The organism is Pseudomonas sp. CHM02, assembly GCF_000612585.1.
Lineage (GTDB): Bacteria > Pseudomonadota > Gammaproteobacteria > Pseudomonadales > Pseudomonadaceae > Aquipseudomonas.
The window spans coordinates 107,794-124,476 of record NZ_JFCA01000006.1; the positions used below are offsets into that span (position 1 = coordinate 107,794).

13 protein-coding genes are annotated in these 16,683 nt (G+C 63.4%); all 13 read left to right on the top strand.

Annotation, left to right across the window (positions count from 1 at the left end):
* Window positions 1–19 precede the first annotated feature (19 nt).
* Window positions 20–667, top strand: a complete 648-nt coding sequence (locus BM70_RS0104850; protein ID WP_025854954.1) for a response regulator — start codon at window positions 20–22, stop codon at window positions 665–667.
* A 196-nt stretch (window positions 668–863) separates the two neighbouring features.
* Window positions 864–1,469 (top strand): fimbrial protein, encoded by a 606-nt coding sequence (locus tag BM70_RS0104855; protein WP_025854955.1) that lies wholly within the window; start codon window positions 864–866, stop codon window positions 1,467–1,469.
* Window positions 1,470–1,545: 76 nt separating this feature from the next.
* A complete protein-coding gene (locus BM70_RS0104860; RefSeq protein WP_025854956.1) occupies window positions 1,546–2,277 on the top strand; it encodes a molecular chaperone in 732 nt (243 codons plus the stop codon).
* Window positions 2,278–2,333: 56 nt separating this feature from the next.
* The gene (locus BM70_RS0104865; protein ID WP_025854957.1) at window positions 2,334–4,844 is read left to right on the top strand and encodes a fimbria/pilus outer membrane usher protein; all 2,511 of its coding nucleotides are present in this window, start codon (window positions 2,334–2,336) and stop codon (window positions 4,842–4,844) included.
* Between the two features lie 337 nt (window positions 4,845–5,181).
* Window positions 5,182–6,102: an ABC transporter substrate-binding protein gene (locus tag BM70_RS0104870; RefSeq protein WP_025854958.1), complete on the top strand. Its 921-nt coding sequence runs from the start codon at window positions 5,182–5,184 to the stop codon at window positions 6,100–6,102.
* The gene (locus BM70_RS0104875; RefSeq protein ID WP_025854959.1) at window positions 6,099–7,211 is read left to right on the top strand and encodes a phosphotransferase enzyme family protein; all 1,113 of its coding nucleotides are present in this window, start codon (window positions 6,099–6,101) and stop codon (window positions 7,209–7,211) included. The genes BM70_RS0104870 and BM70_RS0104875 overlap by 4 nt, the downstream gene beginning before the upstream one ends.
* On the top strand, window positions 7,208–8,077 hold the full coding sequence (locus BM70_RS0104880; RefSeq protein ID WP_025854960.1) for a sulfurtransferase: 870 nt from the start codon (window positions 7,208–7,210) through the stop codon (window positions 8,075–8,077). Before BM70_RS0104875 ends, BM70_RS0104880 begins: the two co-directional genes overlap by 4 nt.
* Window positions 8,078–8,203: 126 nt before the next feature.
* A complete protein-coding gene (locus BM70_RS0104885) occupies window positions 8,204–10,351 on the top strand; it encodes a TonB-dependent siderophore receptor (protein ID WP_025854961.1) in 2,148 nt (715 codons plus the stop codon).
* Between the two features lie 12 nt (window positions 10,352–10,363).
* On the top strand, window positions 10,364–11,206 hold the full coding sequence (locus tag BM70_RS0104890; protein WP_025854962.1) for a 5'-nucleotidase, lipoprotein e(P4) family: 843 nt from the start codon (window positions 10,364–10,366) through the stop codon (window positions 11,204–11,206).
* Window positions 11,207–11,215: 9 nt separating this feature from the next.
* Window positions 11,216–11,782: a nicotinamide riboside transporter PnuC gene (gene pnuC, locus BM70_RS0104895; RefSeq protein WP_025854963.1), complete on the top strand. Its 567-nt coding sequence runs from the start codon at window positions 11,216–11,218 to the stop codon at window positions 11,780–11,782.
* A 38-nt stretch (window positions 11,783–11,820) separates the two neighbouring features.
* The gene (locus tag BM70_RS0104900) at window positions 11,821–12,555 is read left to right on the top strand and encodes a UTRA domain-containing protein (protein WP_025854964.1); all 735 of its coding nucleotides are present in this window, start codon (window positions 11,821–11,823) and stop codon (window positions 12,553–12,555) included.
* 240 nt (window positions 12,556–12,795) lie between these two features.
* Window positions 12,796–15,066: a TonB-dependent receptor gene (locus tag BM70_RS0104905; RefSeq protein ID WP_025854965.1), complete on the top strand. Its 2,271-nt coding sequence runs from the start codon at window positions 12,796–12,798 to the stop codon at window positions 15,064–15,066.
* Between the two features lie 9 nt (window positions 15,067–15,075).
* On the top strand, window positions 15,076–16,650 hold the full coding sequence (locus BM70_RS0104910; protein ID WP_025854966.1) for an alkaline phosphatase: 1,575 nt from the start codon (window positions 15,076–15,078) through the stop codon (window positions 16,648–16,650).
* The last annotated feature ends 33 nt before the right edge of the window (window positions 16,651–16,683 follow it).

The window sequence follows — 16,683 nt, forward strand, 5'->3', positions numbered from 1 at the left end:
GCATTACGGACGGCCCTTTATGAAAACATTCAACGTGGTAATCGCGGACGATCACCCGATCGTGCTGCTCGGGGTACGCGAACTGGTGGAGCGTGACACGCGCTTTCAGGTGGTGGGCGAGGCCGTCTGTTCGGCAGGCCTGATCGAGTTGTTGCAGCGCCAGGGCGCCGACATCGTGATCACCGACTACAACATGCCCGGCGACTCGCCCTATGGCGACGGGTTGAAGCTGGTCGAGTACCTGAAACGGCATTTCCCGCAGGTGCAGATCCTGATCCTGACGATGATCTCCAACCACCTGATCCTCACCCGCCTGCAGGAACTGGGGGTGGTCGGCATCATCCAGAAAAGCCAGTTGCACACCGAGATTCAATTGGCGCTCAAGGCGATCGCCCAACAGAGCGCCTACCGCAGCCTGGAACCGCCCAAGACCTCGGTGATCGAGACCCTCACGGCCATCGACGAGCGTTTCTCTACCTTGTCGCCCAAGGAGTTTGAAATCCTGCGCCTGTTTATTTCCGGCATGAGTGTGAGTGATATTGCGCGCAGTCAGAACCGAAGTTCAAAAACCATCAGCGCGCAAAAAATATCGGCCATGCGCAAACTTGAAGTCAGCAGTGACCAGGATCTTCTTGCCTATTGCCTGGCGCGTAACATCTTCAACTAAGCGGCAACTTTAAAAGCCATTTTGGGACAATGACTTAAGCCTATAACTGCTGGTCCCCACCCTTCCATAAATGCAACTAGACCGCCCCCTCCCACGCTTATAAGAATCGTCTTATTTGCTCGTCTGCACTCGCCTCTTACTATTTCCCGGCAGTTCAGAAACCGCACTTTTCCAACTCACACTTATGGACATCATCATGAAGAAGTTTTCCCTGGCTGTTATCGCCTCGGCCATTATTTGCGCGGCCGGCAGTGCATTCGCCGAAGAGACTGCGGCACCGACACCGACGCTGGGCGGCAGCGGCAAAATCACCTTCACCGGCATCATCAACAACGATGCCTGCTCGGTTGACGGCGCCAACTCCGACCGCACCATTTCGGTGGACATGGGCAACGTCTCGATCAAGGACATGGGCACCGCGGAAAACCCAACCGCAGGTCGCGTAACCGCCAAAGACTTCAACCTGAACGTCAACTGCAACCAGGGCACCAAGGTCGCGATGATCTTTGACGCCAACAACGGCGGCTCGGGCCTGGTGACCGGCAAGAACGTACTGGCCCTGAACCCGGGTTCGGCCACCGCACAAAACGTCGGTATCGCCCTGCTCGACAGCAAAGGCACGCTGATCGACCTGAGCTCGCCAGCCACCGCACGCATCGAAAGCACCATGCACGGCCAAGGCACCGAAGGCGGCGACGCCACCCTGAGCTTCGCGGCGGCCTACGTCACCACCGGCGCCGCCGGTGCATCGACGGCCGGTCGCGGTGACGCCACCCTGCCGTTCATCCTGCAATACGAATAAACCCGGCGCCTGTGCACCGAACGCGCGAGGCCTTGCGGCCTCGCCATTCCCCTTCTGACGACACCGGACCCACCTCATGCTGCCTCGTTCTATCGCCGCGGGCCTCGGCCTGCTGGGCATGCTCATGGCTGCCCAGGCCACCGCCAGTATTTCATTGAATGCCACGCGTATCGTGTTCGATGGCGACCACAGGGAAGCCAATATCACCGTGCGCAACGGTAACCAGGATGTGCTGATCCAGTCCTGGGTCGACCGCAACGACACCAGTGGCAGCCGCGCCCCGTTTGCCGTCACCCCGCCGTTGGCACGGGTGTTCGCCAAGGAACAGCAACTGCTGCGCATCTTGTATGAAGGCACCGGCATGCCCACCGACCGCGAGTCCGTGGTGTGGCTCAACGTGCAGGAAATCCCCAAGGCCAGTGAAGCCGAGAACACCTTGCAGTTGGCCATCCGCCAACGCATCAAGATTTTTTTCCGCCCTGCCGGTTTGCCGGGCAGTGCGTTGCAGGCCCCTGCCCAACTGGAGTGGACACTGGCCAGGCACGGCGCGCAAAGCGTGCTGACGGTGAAAAACCCGACGCTGTACCACGTGTCCATGGCCGACATCAAAGTGCAGGAACAACTGGCCAGCGACTCCACCATGGTCGCCCCGGGCGAAGAAAGACAGTTCCCGCTCAAGGGCCTGACCGCCAGCGGCGCGGTGCAGTTGTCGTTCTCCAGCATCAATGACTACGGCGCGCAGAACCATTACACCGCCTCCCTGGCTGGCGGCACCACACACGCCAGTGAATCACGCCGCAAACCCTGAGCACATCGCCTCAGGCTCACGCTTGTTCGCCAACCAGGGATGCCACAGGTCTTCGCATGTCTTTTCTTTCCAGCAACAGGTCCGCGCGTGGCGCACTGAAATTAAAGACGCTGTCGCTGGCGATTGCCGCCAGCCTGCCCGCCTGGGCCCTGGCTGACGAAGCGGCGGAGACCTTCAACACCACGTTCCTGCAGGGCTCGCAGTCTCCGGTCGACCTGCAGCAATTGCTCTCGGCCAACAGCGTGTTGCCCGGCAACTACCGCGTCGACCTGTACAGCAACGAAGTGCTGGTGGGCCGGCGCGATATCGACTTCAAGCGCAACCCGCAGAACGGTCGGGTCGAAGCCTGCCTGACCCTCGACCTGCTCAAGCAACTGGGCATCGACATGGCCCGCCTGGAGGCCCAGGGCAAACTCGACCCGCAACAACCGCAGGAATGCTACCCGCTGGCGGAGTTGATCGAAGACGCCAGCGTGCGCTATGACAGCAGCCGCCTGCGCCTGCTGGCGAGCATTCCGCAGGTGGCCATGCAGCGTGGCCTGCGCGGCTACGTCGACCCGCAACTGTGGGATGAAGGCGTGCCCGTGGCGTTCATCAACTACCAGCTCAACAGCAGCCGTACCGCCGGCGACTACGACACACGCATCGCCAATAACCTCGGCCTGCGCAACGGCATCAACCTGGGCGCCTGGCGCCTGCGCAACGAGTCGAACCTGAGCGGCGGCACCGGGCGCTCGAACACCTACACCAGCAACCGCACCTATGTGCAGCATGACGTGACCGCTATCAAGGGCCAGTTCAGCGCCGGTGAGATCTTTTCCGACACCGACCTGTTCGACAGCGTGCGTTATCGCGGGGTCAAACTGGCTTCCGACGAAGGCATGCGTGCCGACAGTGAGCGTGGCTATGCGCCGGTGATCCGCGGTGTGGCGCAGACCAACGCGACGGTGGAAATCCGCCAGAACGACTACATCCTCTACACCGCCAACGTCGCGCCGGGGCCGTTCGAGATCAACGACATCTACCCCAGCGGCTCCAACGGTGATTTGCAGGTCACCGTGATCGAGGCCGACGGCACTCGCCGTGTGACGATGCAGGCGTTTTCCAGCTTGCCGATCATGGTGCGTGAGGGCCAGGTGAAGTACAGCGTCTCGGCGGGCCGCTTCAACAGCAACACCGACGGCCTGGCGACCCCGCGCTTCCTGAGCGGCACCCTGGCGTATGGCTTGACCAGCAACCTCAGTGGCATCGTCGGCGTACAAGCCAGCGATGACTACAACGCACTGTCCCTCGGGGCCGGGCGCAACACCGCGTTGGGCGCGGTATCGCTGGATGTGACCCACTCCTCAAGCAAGGCCCAGGGACAAACCACCCAGGGCAGCAGCGTGCGTGCGCTGTACGCCAAGACCTTTGCCGGCACCGACACCAACTTCACCCTCGCCGCCTACCGCTACTCGACCGAGGGGTATCGCAGCTTCAACGACCACGTCGAAGACATCAGCGACAGCATCCGCGTGCGCAGCGGCCATTCGAAAACCCGCACCGACCTGACCATCAACCAGAGCATCGGCCGCAACAGCCAGTTCGGCAGCCTGTACGTGAACGCCAGCGACCAGCGTTACTGGAACCGTGGCGGCTCCCAGAGTTTTTCCGCCGGCTACACGAGCAACTGGGGCAACCTGAGCTACAACCTCGGCGTGACGCGCACCAAGCAGATCGTCACCTGGGGCGAGCCGAGCAGTGACACCCAGGTGAACCTCTCGGTGTCCTTCCCGCTGGGCAGCCAGGCCCGTGCACCGCGCGCGTTTGTCACCACCAGCCACCAGCGCGGCAACACCACCACCCAGGCCGGCATCAATGGCTACGTCGCCGATGCCAGCGACACGTTCTACTCGGTGCAGGCCGGCCACAGCGACACCAGCGGCGATTCCGGCTCGGCGAATATCAACAGCCGCACCGCCGTGGCGGATGTGAGTCTGGGCTACAGCCAGGGCCAGGGCTACAACTCGCAGAACGTCAACCTGGCCGGTTCCGTGGTGGCCCATGGCGGCGGGATCAACCTGGGGCAGACCGTCAGCGAGACCTTCGCACTGGCCGAGTTGCCAGGCGTCTCCGGGGCGAAGATCAGCAGCTACAGCGGTGTGGAGACCGGTTACAACGGCTACGCGGTGATTCCGAATGCGCAGCCTTACCGCGTCAACTGGATCAGCCTGGATACCCGCGACCTGGGCGGTGACGTGGAAATCACCAACGCTACCCAGCAAGTGGTGCCACGCCGTGGCGCGGTGGTGGTCGCACGTTACAGCGGTACCACGGGGCGGCGGGTGTTGTTTGAATTGATGGATGCGCAGCATAAGCCGCTGGGGTTTGGGGCTTCGTTGGAGGACTCGACGGGGAAACAACTGGCGATTGCTGATCCGAATGGGAATGCACTGGCGTTGGTGGAGGAAGACCAGGGGACGTTGGTGATCAAGTGGGGAGAGCGTCGGTGCAGTGCTTCGTATGTGTTGCCAGTGCAGAACAAGGCACTGAATTATGAGCGGCAGGCTCTGGTGTGTGAGCCTTGATAGTTCGAGTACATATCGGCACCTCGCTTACGCTCGGTGTGCCTGTAATCCGACAGTGATTTGGGGCGGCTAGAATCAAACGCAAAAGCGCGACAACCTGATAGCCGACCGGTATTGAAAGCCGATCTCGGTCAACTGTAGGCGCTGGCTTGCCTGCGATGGTCGTTAACGATGACGCGGGGCACCAAGTGTTGGGGCGAAGCGTTTTTGGCGCTCTTCCAAACACCCGCGTGCATCGATTACGGCATATCCATAGCAATAAACGATATTGGTATATACCAGATTGCTCCCTTATAAATCGCCCCCATCAAAGGACGTTGGGTTGGAGTGGCAAGCGATGGTGTCGGTAAAGGTAATGCTGGAGTACTTTCATCCGTGGCCGAATTCGGCGGGTTTGTACCTGGCACGGGAACGCGGCTGGTATGAGGAACTGGGACTGGACGTGGAACTGGTGGTGCACGACCCCTACCGTGGCGACACCTTGCAGCACCTGCTGACCGGCGCCGCGGATTTTGGTGTGTTCCCCAGCAACCGCCTGCTGGTGCGACGAGGCCTGGGCCAGGCCTTGCAAGGCATCGCGGCGATCAATCATGCGGGGCTGGAGTCGATCCAGACCCTGACCGACTCCGGCATCCGCCGCCCTCGCGACCTGGTGGGCAAGCGCCTGGCGCTCAACCCTACGCCACGGGGCCTGGCCATGGTGCGCCACTTGGTGAGCCGCGACGGTGGCGATCCCGATGGGGTGATCCTGGTGGACAGCGGCGTGCGCGAACTGCGCCCCGAGCAGTTGGCCGAAGGCGTGGCCGACGCGAGTTTCGGGGGCTACTGGGCCTGGGAGGCGTTGATGCACAGCCCCATCGAGGCGGCGCGCCGCGTGGTGTTGCCGGTGGACGACATTGGCGCGCCGGCCTATCACAGCTACCTGCTCGGCGCCCATGAGCGCACCCTGGCGGGCAAGCCCGAGGTGGTACGCGATTTCCTCGCCGCCACCGCCCGCGGTTACCTGGCCGTGGCGCAGGAACCGTCGATTGCACTCGCGGCCTACGAACACACCACCCCGTATTTCCCGGCAGAACTGCTGAGCGCCTCGCTGCATAAAATCGCCCCGACCTGGCTGCACGACGGCCGCTGGGGCGAGCAGCGCCAGGCACTGTTGGCGCCGTATGCCGAGTGGCTGCATGCGCACGCAGTGCTCGACAACCCGCAGGTGTGGCAAGGCGCAACCACCAACGCCTACCTGCCAGAGGTACAGGCATGAACCCACAACGCACCGCCCATGGCTTGGGGCTGGACCCGGTCGCCGCCGACTGGCCGGCCCTGCACGAGAACGATATCGAACAGCTGCTGCGTGACTACCCACAACTGGGCCCACTGCACAGCCTGCACTGGCACAGCCCACGGCCGTTCTCCGCTGCCGGCTTGATCACGACTCGCGACGCGACGCTGTTCGTCAAACGTCATCACCAGCACGTGCGGCAAGCGGCGTGGCTGGAGGAGGAACACCGCCTGATCGCCCACCTGCATCAGCAGGGCGCGCCCGTGGCAGCGGTGGTCCCGAACCGCCAGGGGGCGACGGCCACGCTGCACGGCGAGTGGACCTATGAAGTGCACCACCTCGCCGAGGGCCTCGACCTGTACCGCGACGCGCTGTCGTGGTCGCCGTTTCAAAATAACCAGCACGCCCTCGCCGCCGGCCAGGCCTTGGCCCGCCTGCATCAGAGCGCCGAACACTACGACGCGCCGCAACGCCATACCCCTGTGCTGCTGGCCAATGCGCGACTGATCGAACAGTCGGCGCCCCTGGACGCCATCGGTAATCTTCACAGCCCTTATCTCGCCGACAAGGACTGGCACGCCCAACTCAGCGAGCTGCTGTTGCCGTGGCACCAGGCGCTGCATCCTCTGCTGCGTGAACAACCAGCGCTGTGGACCCACAACGACTGGCACGCCTCCAACCTTTTGTGGACGGCAGACGGCAGCGTCTCCAGTGTGCTGGACTTCGGCCTGGCCGACCGTACCTTCGCCCTCTTCGACCTGGCCACCGCGATCGAACGCAACGCCGTGCCCTGGCTCGAACTGGACAATGGCGGCACCGCCCGCGCCGACCTCGACAGCGTTGATGCCCTGCTAGCCGGCTATCACCAGGTGCGTGCGCTGAGCACAAAAGACCTGCACACCCTCGCCGCCTTGCTGCCGCTGGTGCATGTGGACTTCGCGCTGTCCGAGGTCGCGTATTTCCAGGACATAGTCGGCTCCACCGCCAGCGCCGATGTGGCGTACTACGCGTACCTGCTCGGCCATCTGCGCTGGTTCGCCGGTACCGAAGGGCAACGTTTGCTCGGCCATATCCGGCGTAAACACGTATGAGCCTCCTGGTTGATGTTCACTGGCTACAGGCACACCTGGGCGATCCCACGCTGGTGGTGCTGGATGCCACGGTGCGGCTGCCGTCACCGGCATTCGATGGTGACTATCGCGTTGCCAGCGGTTACGACGGCTGGTTGCAGGCGCATATTCCTGGCTCGCAACATGCGGACCTGGTGACCGAACTGGCGGACACACAGGCCAGTTTCAGCTTCGCCATGCCCGCGTCCGATGCGCTGGTGCACGCCTTGGCGAACCTCGGCGCGGGTGTGGGCAAACATCTGGTGATCTACGACCGTGCCGATGGTTTCTGGGCGGCGCGCCTGTGGTGGATGCTGCGCAGTCTGGGCATCGATGCGGCGGTACTCGATGGCGGGTTCAACGCCTGGCATGACGCGGGCCTGCCGCAGCAAAGCGGCCCGGCCACGCCGATAAAAGCACACCCCTGGCCGATCGACCCGCATCCCGCGTCGTGGATCGACCGCAATGGCGTGGAAGCCATCGTCGCCGGGCGAGCGCCAGGGCTGTTGGTCTGCGCCTTGGGCACGGCCCTGTTCGACGGCACCGCCCCGACCCGCTACGCCCGACGCGGGCATATCCCCGGCAGCCATAACCTGCCGGCCCGCCACCTGTTCGACAGCCACGGCCGCTACCTGCCCAAGGATGCCCTGGCCCTGGCGATCGGCCCCACGCTGCTGCACAGCGAAGGCCCACTGGTTCTGTACTGCGGCGGCGGCATCTCGGCCGCCGCCAACGCCCTGGCCCTGACCGTGCTCGGTCGCCAGGACATCAGCCTCTACGACGGCTCCCTGCAGGAATGGGCCGCCGACGCACGTTTACCAATGACTACCGGAGCAGCTCCGGCCTGACGCCACTGTTGGCGAACTCGGCTTTTTCATCACGAACTGGCAACCCGTCCGTTGCGCAGCGCTGGGCCCTTTGCGCCCGATAAAAGCGTACGGCGACGGCGGGCAAGCCCTTGGAGCGCTCTTTACATGACCACACCTTATCGCCACACCCTGCTCGCCTTGAGCATCACTTTTGCCGCTGCGACAGCTCACGCCCAGGATGCGACCCTGGATACCGTCACCGTGCTCGGCCAGGAGACCACGGACTACCAGGCCAAAAAAGCCGCCGTGGCCGGCTTCGATAATGCGCCGTTGCTGGACACCCCGGCATCCGTCTCGGTGATCACCGAAGGCCGCCTGAAAGACCAGCAGGCACGCCTGCTCAGCGAGGTGTTGAAGAACGACGCCTCGGTCGGCGACAGCTATGCCCCGGTCGGTTATTACGAGAATTTCGTGGTACGCGGCTTTGCGCTCAACCCGGCCAGCAGCTACAAGATCAACGGTCGCACCATCACCGGCGAGCAGAACGTGGCGCTGGAAAACAAGCAGCAGGTGGAAGTGCTCAAGGGCCTGGCCGGCTTGCAGAGCGGCGTGTCCGAGCCCGGCGGGCTGGTCAACTACGTGAGCAAGCGCCCGGAAAATGTGCGTTCGGTGACGGTCTCCACCAATGAACAGGGCGAACGCTACCTGGCCACCGATATCGGCGGCTGGCTCGGCGCCGAACAGCAGGTGGGTGTGCGTATCAACCTGGCCCACGAAGATATCCGCTCCTACGTCGACCATGCCGACGGCAAGCGCGACTTCGCCTCCCTGGCCCTGGACTGGAACATCAGCCCCAATGCGCTGCTGCAACTCAACGCCGAATACCAGGACCGCGAGCAGCGCTCGGTGCCGGGCTATCAACTGCTCGGCGGCAGCGAAGTGCCGCATCACGTTTCGCCAAAGGACCTGCTGGCCTACCAGAGCTGGTCGAACCCGGTGGGCATCCGCTCGTTGAACCTCGACGGGCTGTTCGAATACCGCTTCAACGAGGCCTGGAAAGCCAGTTTCAGTGCGTCCCGCAGCCGCGTGGTGATCGACGACTACAGCACCTTCGCCTGGGGCTGCTACGGCGCCGCCAGTTGCGCCAGCACTGCCGTGCCCAACCACTTCAGTGCCGAAGGCGACTATGACATCTCCGACTATCGCAGCCCCGACGACACCCGCAGCAACGAAGAAGCCCAGGCCGCGATCAATGGCCAGTTCGACACCGGCTTCCTCAAGCACGACCTGACGTTCGGCACCACCGCGTTCCGGCGCCTGGTCGACCGGCGCGAGTCGGTCAACGAGTACATCGGCGAGGGCAATATCTACCAGCCGTCACCGGTGCTGGATCCCTACAACGGGCCGCTGGGCCACACCTACCGCCGTCTCGACAGCCGCCAGTACGGCCTGTTCGCCAGCGACCGCATCAGTTTCAACGAGCAATGGCAAACCCTCCTCGGCGGGCGCCAGGTACGCCTCGACGAGGAGACTTACAACCAGGCCGGCGACACCACGCGTCACACCCAGCGCAGCGTGTTCCTGCCCCAAGTGGCGTTGATCTACAAGCCGCGTCCGGACACGTCGTTGTATGCCAGTTACAGCAAGGGTTTGTCCCTGGGCGGTGAAGCGGCGTGGTTCAGCAGCAACGCCGACGAGGTATTGCCGCCCACCACCTCGCGCCAGTTGGAAGTGGGGATCAAGCGTGACTTCCAGCGCCTGAGCCTGACCGCCGCGCTGTTCCAGATCACCCAGGACCTGCAGTACAACCGCCCGAATGAGGACGGCAGCATCACCTTCGTACAGCAAGGCAAGCAGAAGAACGTGGGGATCGAACTGTCCGCCAACGGCCGCGTGACCTCCGACCTGCAAGTCTCGGCCAGCGTCGCGGCGATCCGTGCGCGGGTCAGCGACAGCGGCACCGACGACTACGACGGCCACCAGGCGATCAACGTGCCCAAGCTGCGCGCCAGCCTGCACGGTGACTACAGCATTCCCGGCCTACCAGGCTTGGCGTTGCTCGGCGGGGTGCAATACAGCGCCAGCAAATACGCCAACCGCGAAGCCACGGTCAAGGTGGATGACTACGCGGTATTCGATGTGGGCGGCCGCTACACCACCAAGGTCGGCGATTACGCTACTGTGCTGCGCCTGACCGTCGACAACCTGTTCGACAAACGCTACTGGCGCGATGTGGGTGAATCCGCAGGCGACGGCTACCTGTTCCTGGGTGCGCCGCGCACTGCGCGATTGTCCGCCACCGTCAATTTCTGAGGCTGAGTGTTTATGCGTAATCTGATGTTTGCCAGTGTGTGCCTGCTCTCCACCGCCCTGGTGGGCTGCCAGCAGCGACCGCCCGCCAATGACCAACTGGACGCGGTGCTGTGGACCCAGACCTCCATCGAGCACGAGCTGATTTACCGCCAGGTGTTCGCCAGCGCCACGCGCCAACTGGATGCTGCCCTGGCCGACCCGACCTGGGACGCCTTGCCCTTGCCTGCGCGCAACCTCACCGGCCTGCCGCCGGCGGTGGTGGTGGATATCGACGAAACCGTGCTGGACAACATCCCGCTCAACGCCCGGGACATCCTCGACAATCAGGTCTACTCCTATGACCGCTGGAACACCTGGGTCGACCAGGCCAAGGCCCAGTCGCTCCCCGGCGCCGTGGAGTTCCTGCAGGCGGCGGATAAAAAGGGCATCACCGTCTACTACATCACCAACCGCGAACACAGCCAGGTCCAGGCGACGGTCAACAACCTGCGCCTGCGCGGCTTCCCGGTAGAGCGCAACGAACAGGTGCTGGCCGCCAGCACCCCGACCGGTCACTGCGAACAGGCCGGCTACGGCAAGAACTGCCGTCGCCAATGGGTGGCCAGCCACGCCCGTGTGCTGATGCTGGCGGGTGACTCTTTTGGCGACTTCGTGCAAGCCGATCACAACACCCTGGCCGACCAACGCAAGGCCGCCGCCCCGTACCTGGCGTGGCTGGGCCAACGCTGGTTCCTGCTGCCCAACCCAACCTACGGCAACTGGTACAGCGCCCCGTATGGCGACCAGGAAAAACTGCCCTTTGAACGCAAGCGCCAGCTCAAGCAACAGGCGCTGCATCTAGAAAATGAGTCGTGAGAGAGCCCTATGTCGCCACTGGAAATCATCGCCGTGTTCTTCAACATCGCCGGGGTCTGGCTCACCGCACAGCGGGTGCGCTGGTGCTGGCCGGTCAGTGTGGTCGCGGTGTTGCTGTATGCCTGGATCTTCTTCGACGTGAAGCTGTATTCGGACATGCTGCTGCAACTGGTCTTTGCTGTGCTGCAAGGGTATGGCTGGTGGCGCTGGAGCACCGGGCGCATTGAGGCGGGCAAGGTGCGCGTGGAGCGCCTGCCGCCCCAGGAGGCCTGGCGGCACCTGCTGGCCGGGCTGATCGGCGCCGTGGCGCTGGGCGCGCTGATGCACCATTTCACCGACGCCGCCCTGCCCTGGCTGGACTCACTGCTCACCGCCTTCAGCCTGGTGGCCAGCCTGTGGGCGGCGCGCAAATACGTGGTCAGCTGGTGGCTGTGGATCGTGCTGGACGCGGCGTATGTCGGCCTGTTCCTCTTCAAGGACCTGCACCTGACTGCCGCGTTGTATGCCGGTTTTGTGGTATTGGCGGCCTATGGTTTGCGTGCGTGGCAGCGTGACCTGCACCAGCAGGAAGGGTAGAGTCTGCCCCACGTCATGCCTGCACACGGAACCCCAGGATGCCTTTCGACCCCATCTCCCCGCACTACCAGCGCATCCGCGAACAGATCGCCAACGACATCGCTGCCGGTAGCCCCCAGGCCGACGAGAAATTCCCGTCCGAACGGGACATGATCGAACGCTTCGGCTGTACCCGCGTGACCCTGCGCCAGGCCTTGCAGCAACTGGAAGCCGAGGGCCTGGTGTACCGCGAAAACCGCCGCGGCTGGTTCGTCAGCCCGCAGCGCATTCGCTACGACCCAACGCGCATCAGCGGCTTCATGGATTACGTCAGCGCCCAGGGCCGCACACCCCGCACCGAATGCCTGCACGCCGAACTGCGTCCGGCCGGGTCCTGGCTGGCCAAGCGCATGGGCCTGGTCTCGGCGGACGAACCGGTGTTTTTCCTGCAACGCCGCCGCTGGATCGACCGCCGCCCGGTGCTGCTGGAATTCAACGCGCTGCTCGCCAGCTGGTGCCCGGATCTGCTGGAAGCCGATCTGAATACCTCATTGACCCAACTGCTGCGCGAACGGTTTGGACGGGTGCAATCGCGCTGTGAACTGGAAATGCACATCGGCACCGTGAATGAAGAACAGGCGGAATTGCTGCAACTGTCGCCGGGCTCCACCAGTGTGTACCTGGAGCGCCTGAACTTCGGCGAAGACAACCAGGCGGTGGAGTTCGACCAGGAATTCTGGCGCCCGGATGCGCTGTCGATCGTGATGGAGACACGGTATCCGGGTACGCGCTGATCCTGCGCAAACGCCTGTTGATTCTGAAACATCCTGCCCCTCGGGCTGTTGCTTATTCAACGGCCCTCTCTCACCCGCCCAAAAACCTGAATAAATTCATCAACTTAATTATGACAAAATGATGGCATATAGCTTGCTATCGATGTCAGCAGCTTACTCTTCAAAGAGCGGCCCCTGCGCGATGGGACGGCATTCCGCCTGCCCCGCGCCCAAGAATGGAATTTCTTCAGGGACCTTGCCATGCACCCTCTGCTTCGCACCTATCGCTACACCAAACCTGCCCGCCCGTTCGTCCTTGCCAGTGCGCCCTTCATGGCGCTGCTGGCCGGCGACGTCCTGGGCGCAGAACCCCCGACCACCACCGCCCTGCCCCAGGTCACGGTAACTGCCCAGCGCCATGAAGAATCGGCCCAGGACGTTGGCATCGCCTTGACCGCCCTCAGCGGCCAGGACCTGCAGAACAAGGGCGTGACCAACGTCAACGAGCTGCAAAACTATGTGCTCAACCTCGACATTGCACCGCAGTACGGCGGCGGCAATCCGCTGTTTCGGATTCGCGGCGTGGGGCTCAAGGACTATGGCAGCAACAACACCTCTACGGTGGGTGTGTACCTCGACCAGGTCGCGTTGCCCTACCCGATCCAGACCCAGGGCCAGCTCTTCGACTTGGAGCGCGTCGAGGTACTGCGTGGCCCGCAGGGCACGTTGTACGGGCGTAACAGCACCGCCGGCGCGATCAATTTCATCACCCAAAAACCCACCCGTGAATTCCACGGTGGGCTGACCACCAGCTACGGGTCCTACCACGCCAGCAATGTCGAAGGGTTTCTTTCCGGCCCCCTCAGCGACACCCTGCGTGCGCGCCTGTCGTTCATCACCGAGCAAGGCGGCGCCTGGCAGGATAACCGCGTCACCGGGCAAAGCCTGGGCGACAAGGACAACACCTCGGTGCGCGGCCAGTTCGATTGGGACGCCACGCCGGACATCAACTTCAACCTGACCGTGCATGCTGGCGAGGACAAGTCCGACAGTCGCGGCTCGTACCTGTACCAGGGCCTGAAACCCAACGCCAACGGCGCTGCGTACTCACCGATCGGCGCCGAGAGCAACGGCAAGCACACCGGCTGGGGCCTGACCCCGGGCTTTGCCAGGCTCACCGGGCTCTCCGTGGGTGACAAGCCCCACCGCGACAACGACAACACCGGCTTCGCGCTCACCGGCACCTTCGACCTCAATGACCACCTGAGCGTCACCAGCATCACCGCGTCCGACCGTTTCCGCCGCCGCGAATACATCGACTGGGATGCCTCGGTGATCCCGCAATCCGATGAATACTTCGACTCGAAGATCGAAGTGTTCTCCCAGGAACTGCGCCTCGCCTCCCACGACAACGAACGCTTCAACTGGCAGACCGGGCTGTATTTCGCCCAGGACCGCCTGGATGAAAACTTCTACTCGGACTTCAGCGCCAACCTGGGTTACGGCACCTACACCTCCTACACCCAGAAATCCAACACCTACAGCGCCTTCGCCCAGGGCGACTACCAGCTCACCGACAACTGGAAAGTGATCGTCGGCCTGCGCCAGGAGAAAGAGCACCGCGAGCTGGAAGACTTCGCCACCCAGCGCATCCTGGTCAACCAGGGCGTCTACAGCCTGGGGCAATTGAGCTTCCCCGCCGCCGACAGCGACCTGGACAGCAACTCCACCTCATGGAAACTCGGCCTCGAATACCAGCTCACGCCGTCGACCCTGCTGTACTCGACGGTCAGCCGCGGGATCAAGTCCGGAGGCTTTACCGCCTACAACTCCAGCTATGCCGAGCAGATCGCGCCGGTCAAACCGGAAAAACTGCTGGCCTATGAGGCGGGCTTCAAGAGCGACTTGAGCGACACGCTGCGCTTCAACGGCTCGGCGTTCTACTACGACTACCGCGACCAGCAATACCAGTCCCAGGTATGGATCAGCCAAGCGGTGGGCAACGTCGGCCGGCTGGTGAATATCCCCAAATCGAAGATCTACGGCTATGAGCTGGAAGTGCAATGGGAACCGGTATCGGGCCTGACCCTCGGCCAGTACTTCGGTACCAAGAAAGGCAAGTACGTCGACTACCAGGGCCTGAACAGCACGGCCACCCGCGCGGTGGGGTTTGCCTATCCGGTGTACACCGACTTCTCCGGTTCCAGCCTGACCAACTTCCCGAAAATCAGCTACGGCGGCCAGTTGCAGTACGTGTGGGATGTAGGCGGCTTCAGCTTCAGCGCCGAGAGCGATTACTCGTTCCACGACCGCATCACCGGCAGCAACGGCACCACCACCCAAGCCTACTGGCTGGCCAATGCGCGCCTGGGCATCACGCCCAAGGGCAGCAACTGGTCGGGGGCATTGTGGGCCCGCAACGTGTTCGACAAGAAATACGACCTGTACCACGGCTCGTTCCTGTCCAACGCGCAAATCGCCACACCGGGTGACCCGCGCACCGTGGGTGTGCAGGCCAGCTACAAATTCTAGGGACCCGTCATGACTTTCGATCTGAACCGCCGCCAGGCCCTGCGCCTGTTGGCCGGGGCGGCTGTCGCCCCCCTGGTGTTGCGTTACGGCAGTGCGCTGGCGAATGTGCCCACGCCATTTACCCTGGGGGTCGCCAGTGGCGATCCCTGGCCCGATGGCTTTGTGATCTGGACGCGGCTGAGCACGCTGCCGCTGTTTCCCGGCAACGAATACACACTGCCCGCGAGCATCCCGGTGGACTGGGAAGTCGGCCTGGATGAACACTTCCAACGCATCGCCCAACGCGGCCGCACCCAGGCCCTGGCGATCAATGGACACGCCGTGCACGTGGAGCTGCGCGGGCTGCAGCCGGCCCGTGAATACTGGTACCGCTTTATCGCCCTGGGCGAGCGTGGGCCGACCGGACGTGCGCTGACCCTGCCGGCACTGAATGCCAGGGTCGATCACCTGCGCCTGGGCGTCGCCTCCTGCGCGCATTACGAGCGCGGCCTGTTCAGCGCCTATCGGCACATGGCCAACGAGCGTCCCGACCTGGTGCTGTTCCTCGGCGACTACATCTACGAATACACCAACGCCCCCGGCACACCCGGCCTGGCTCGCTCCTACGGCGCGCCCGAAGCCACTGACCTGGCCGGCTACCGATACCGCTACGCGCTGCACAAGACCGACCCCGACCTGCAACAGCTGCACGCCGCCGCGCCGTGGATCGCCACCTGGGATGACCATGAGGTACAGGACGATTACTCCGGCGTGTCCTCCAGAGACCCGAAGGTCACCCTCGCCGCCTTCCAGCAACGCCGGGCGGCGGCGTACCAGGCCTTCCTGGAAAACATGCCGTTGCGCCGCCCACCCATCGGCAGCAATGGCAGCCCACGGATCTATCGGCGCTTCACCTATGGCGACCTCGCCGCAATCCCGGTGCTCGATGGCCGCCAATATCGCTCACGCCAACCATGCTACCAGGCACCGAATTTCGGCAAGGGCCATATGGAGTCGAGCAGTTGCGCAGACCTGGCCGACCCCACGCGCACGTTGCTGGGGTTCGAGCAGGAGCGTTGGCTCTACGACGGATTGCGCCGCAGCGACAGCCGCTGGAACCTGCTGGCCCAGGACCTGCTGGTGGCGCCGCTACGGGCGGACAGACCGGGGACCGATGGTGCGCGTTACTGGACCGACAGTTGGGACGGGTTTCAAGCAGCACGTGGGCGGCTGATCGAGAACCTGCGCGACAGTCGGGTAGCGAATCCGGTGGTGTTGAGTGGGGATTACCATTCGTTCTGGGCCAACCATCTGTATGAGCGGCCAGAGGATCCGGATTCGACATTGGTGGCGGCGGAGTTTGTGGGTACGTCGATTACCTCCAATGGGCCGAGTTATGAGGCGGTGCAGTCGATATTGCCGGCGAATCCGCAGATCCGGTTCTATGACAGTCGGCCGCGGGGGTATCTGTCGCTGGACCTGACGCCTGGGAGGTTGGAGGTGAAGATGCAGGCGATTTCGGATCGGTTGGATCCGGCTGCTACGGTGTCGACGTTGAAGGGGTTTGTGGTGGAGAGTGGCAGTGCTGTGGTGCATGAGGCCTGATGGAGTGAATATCCATCGATACCTCCCACTGTA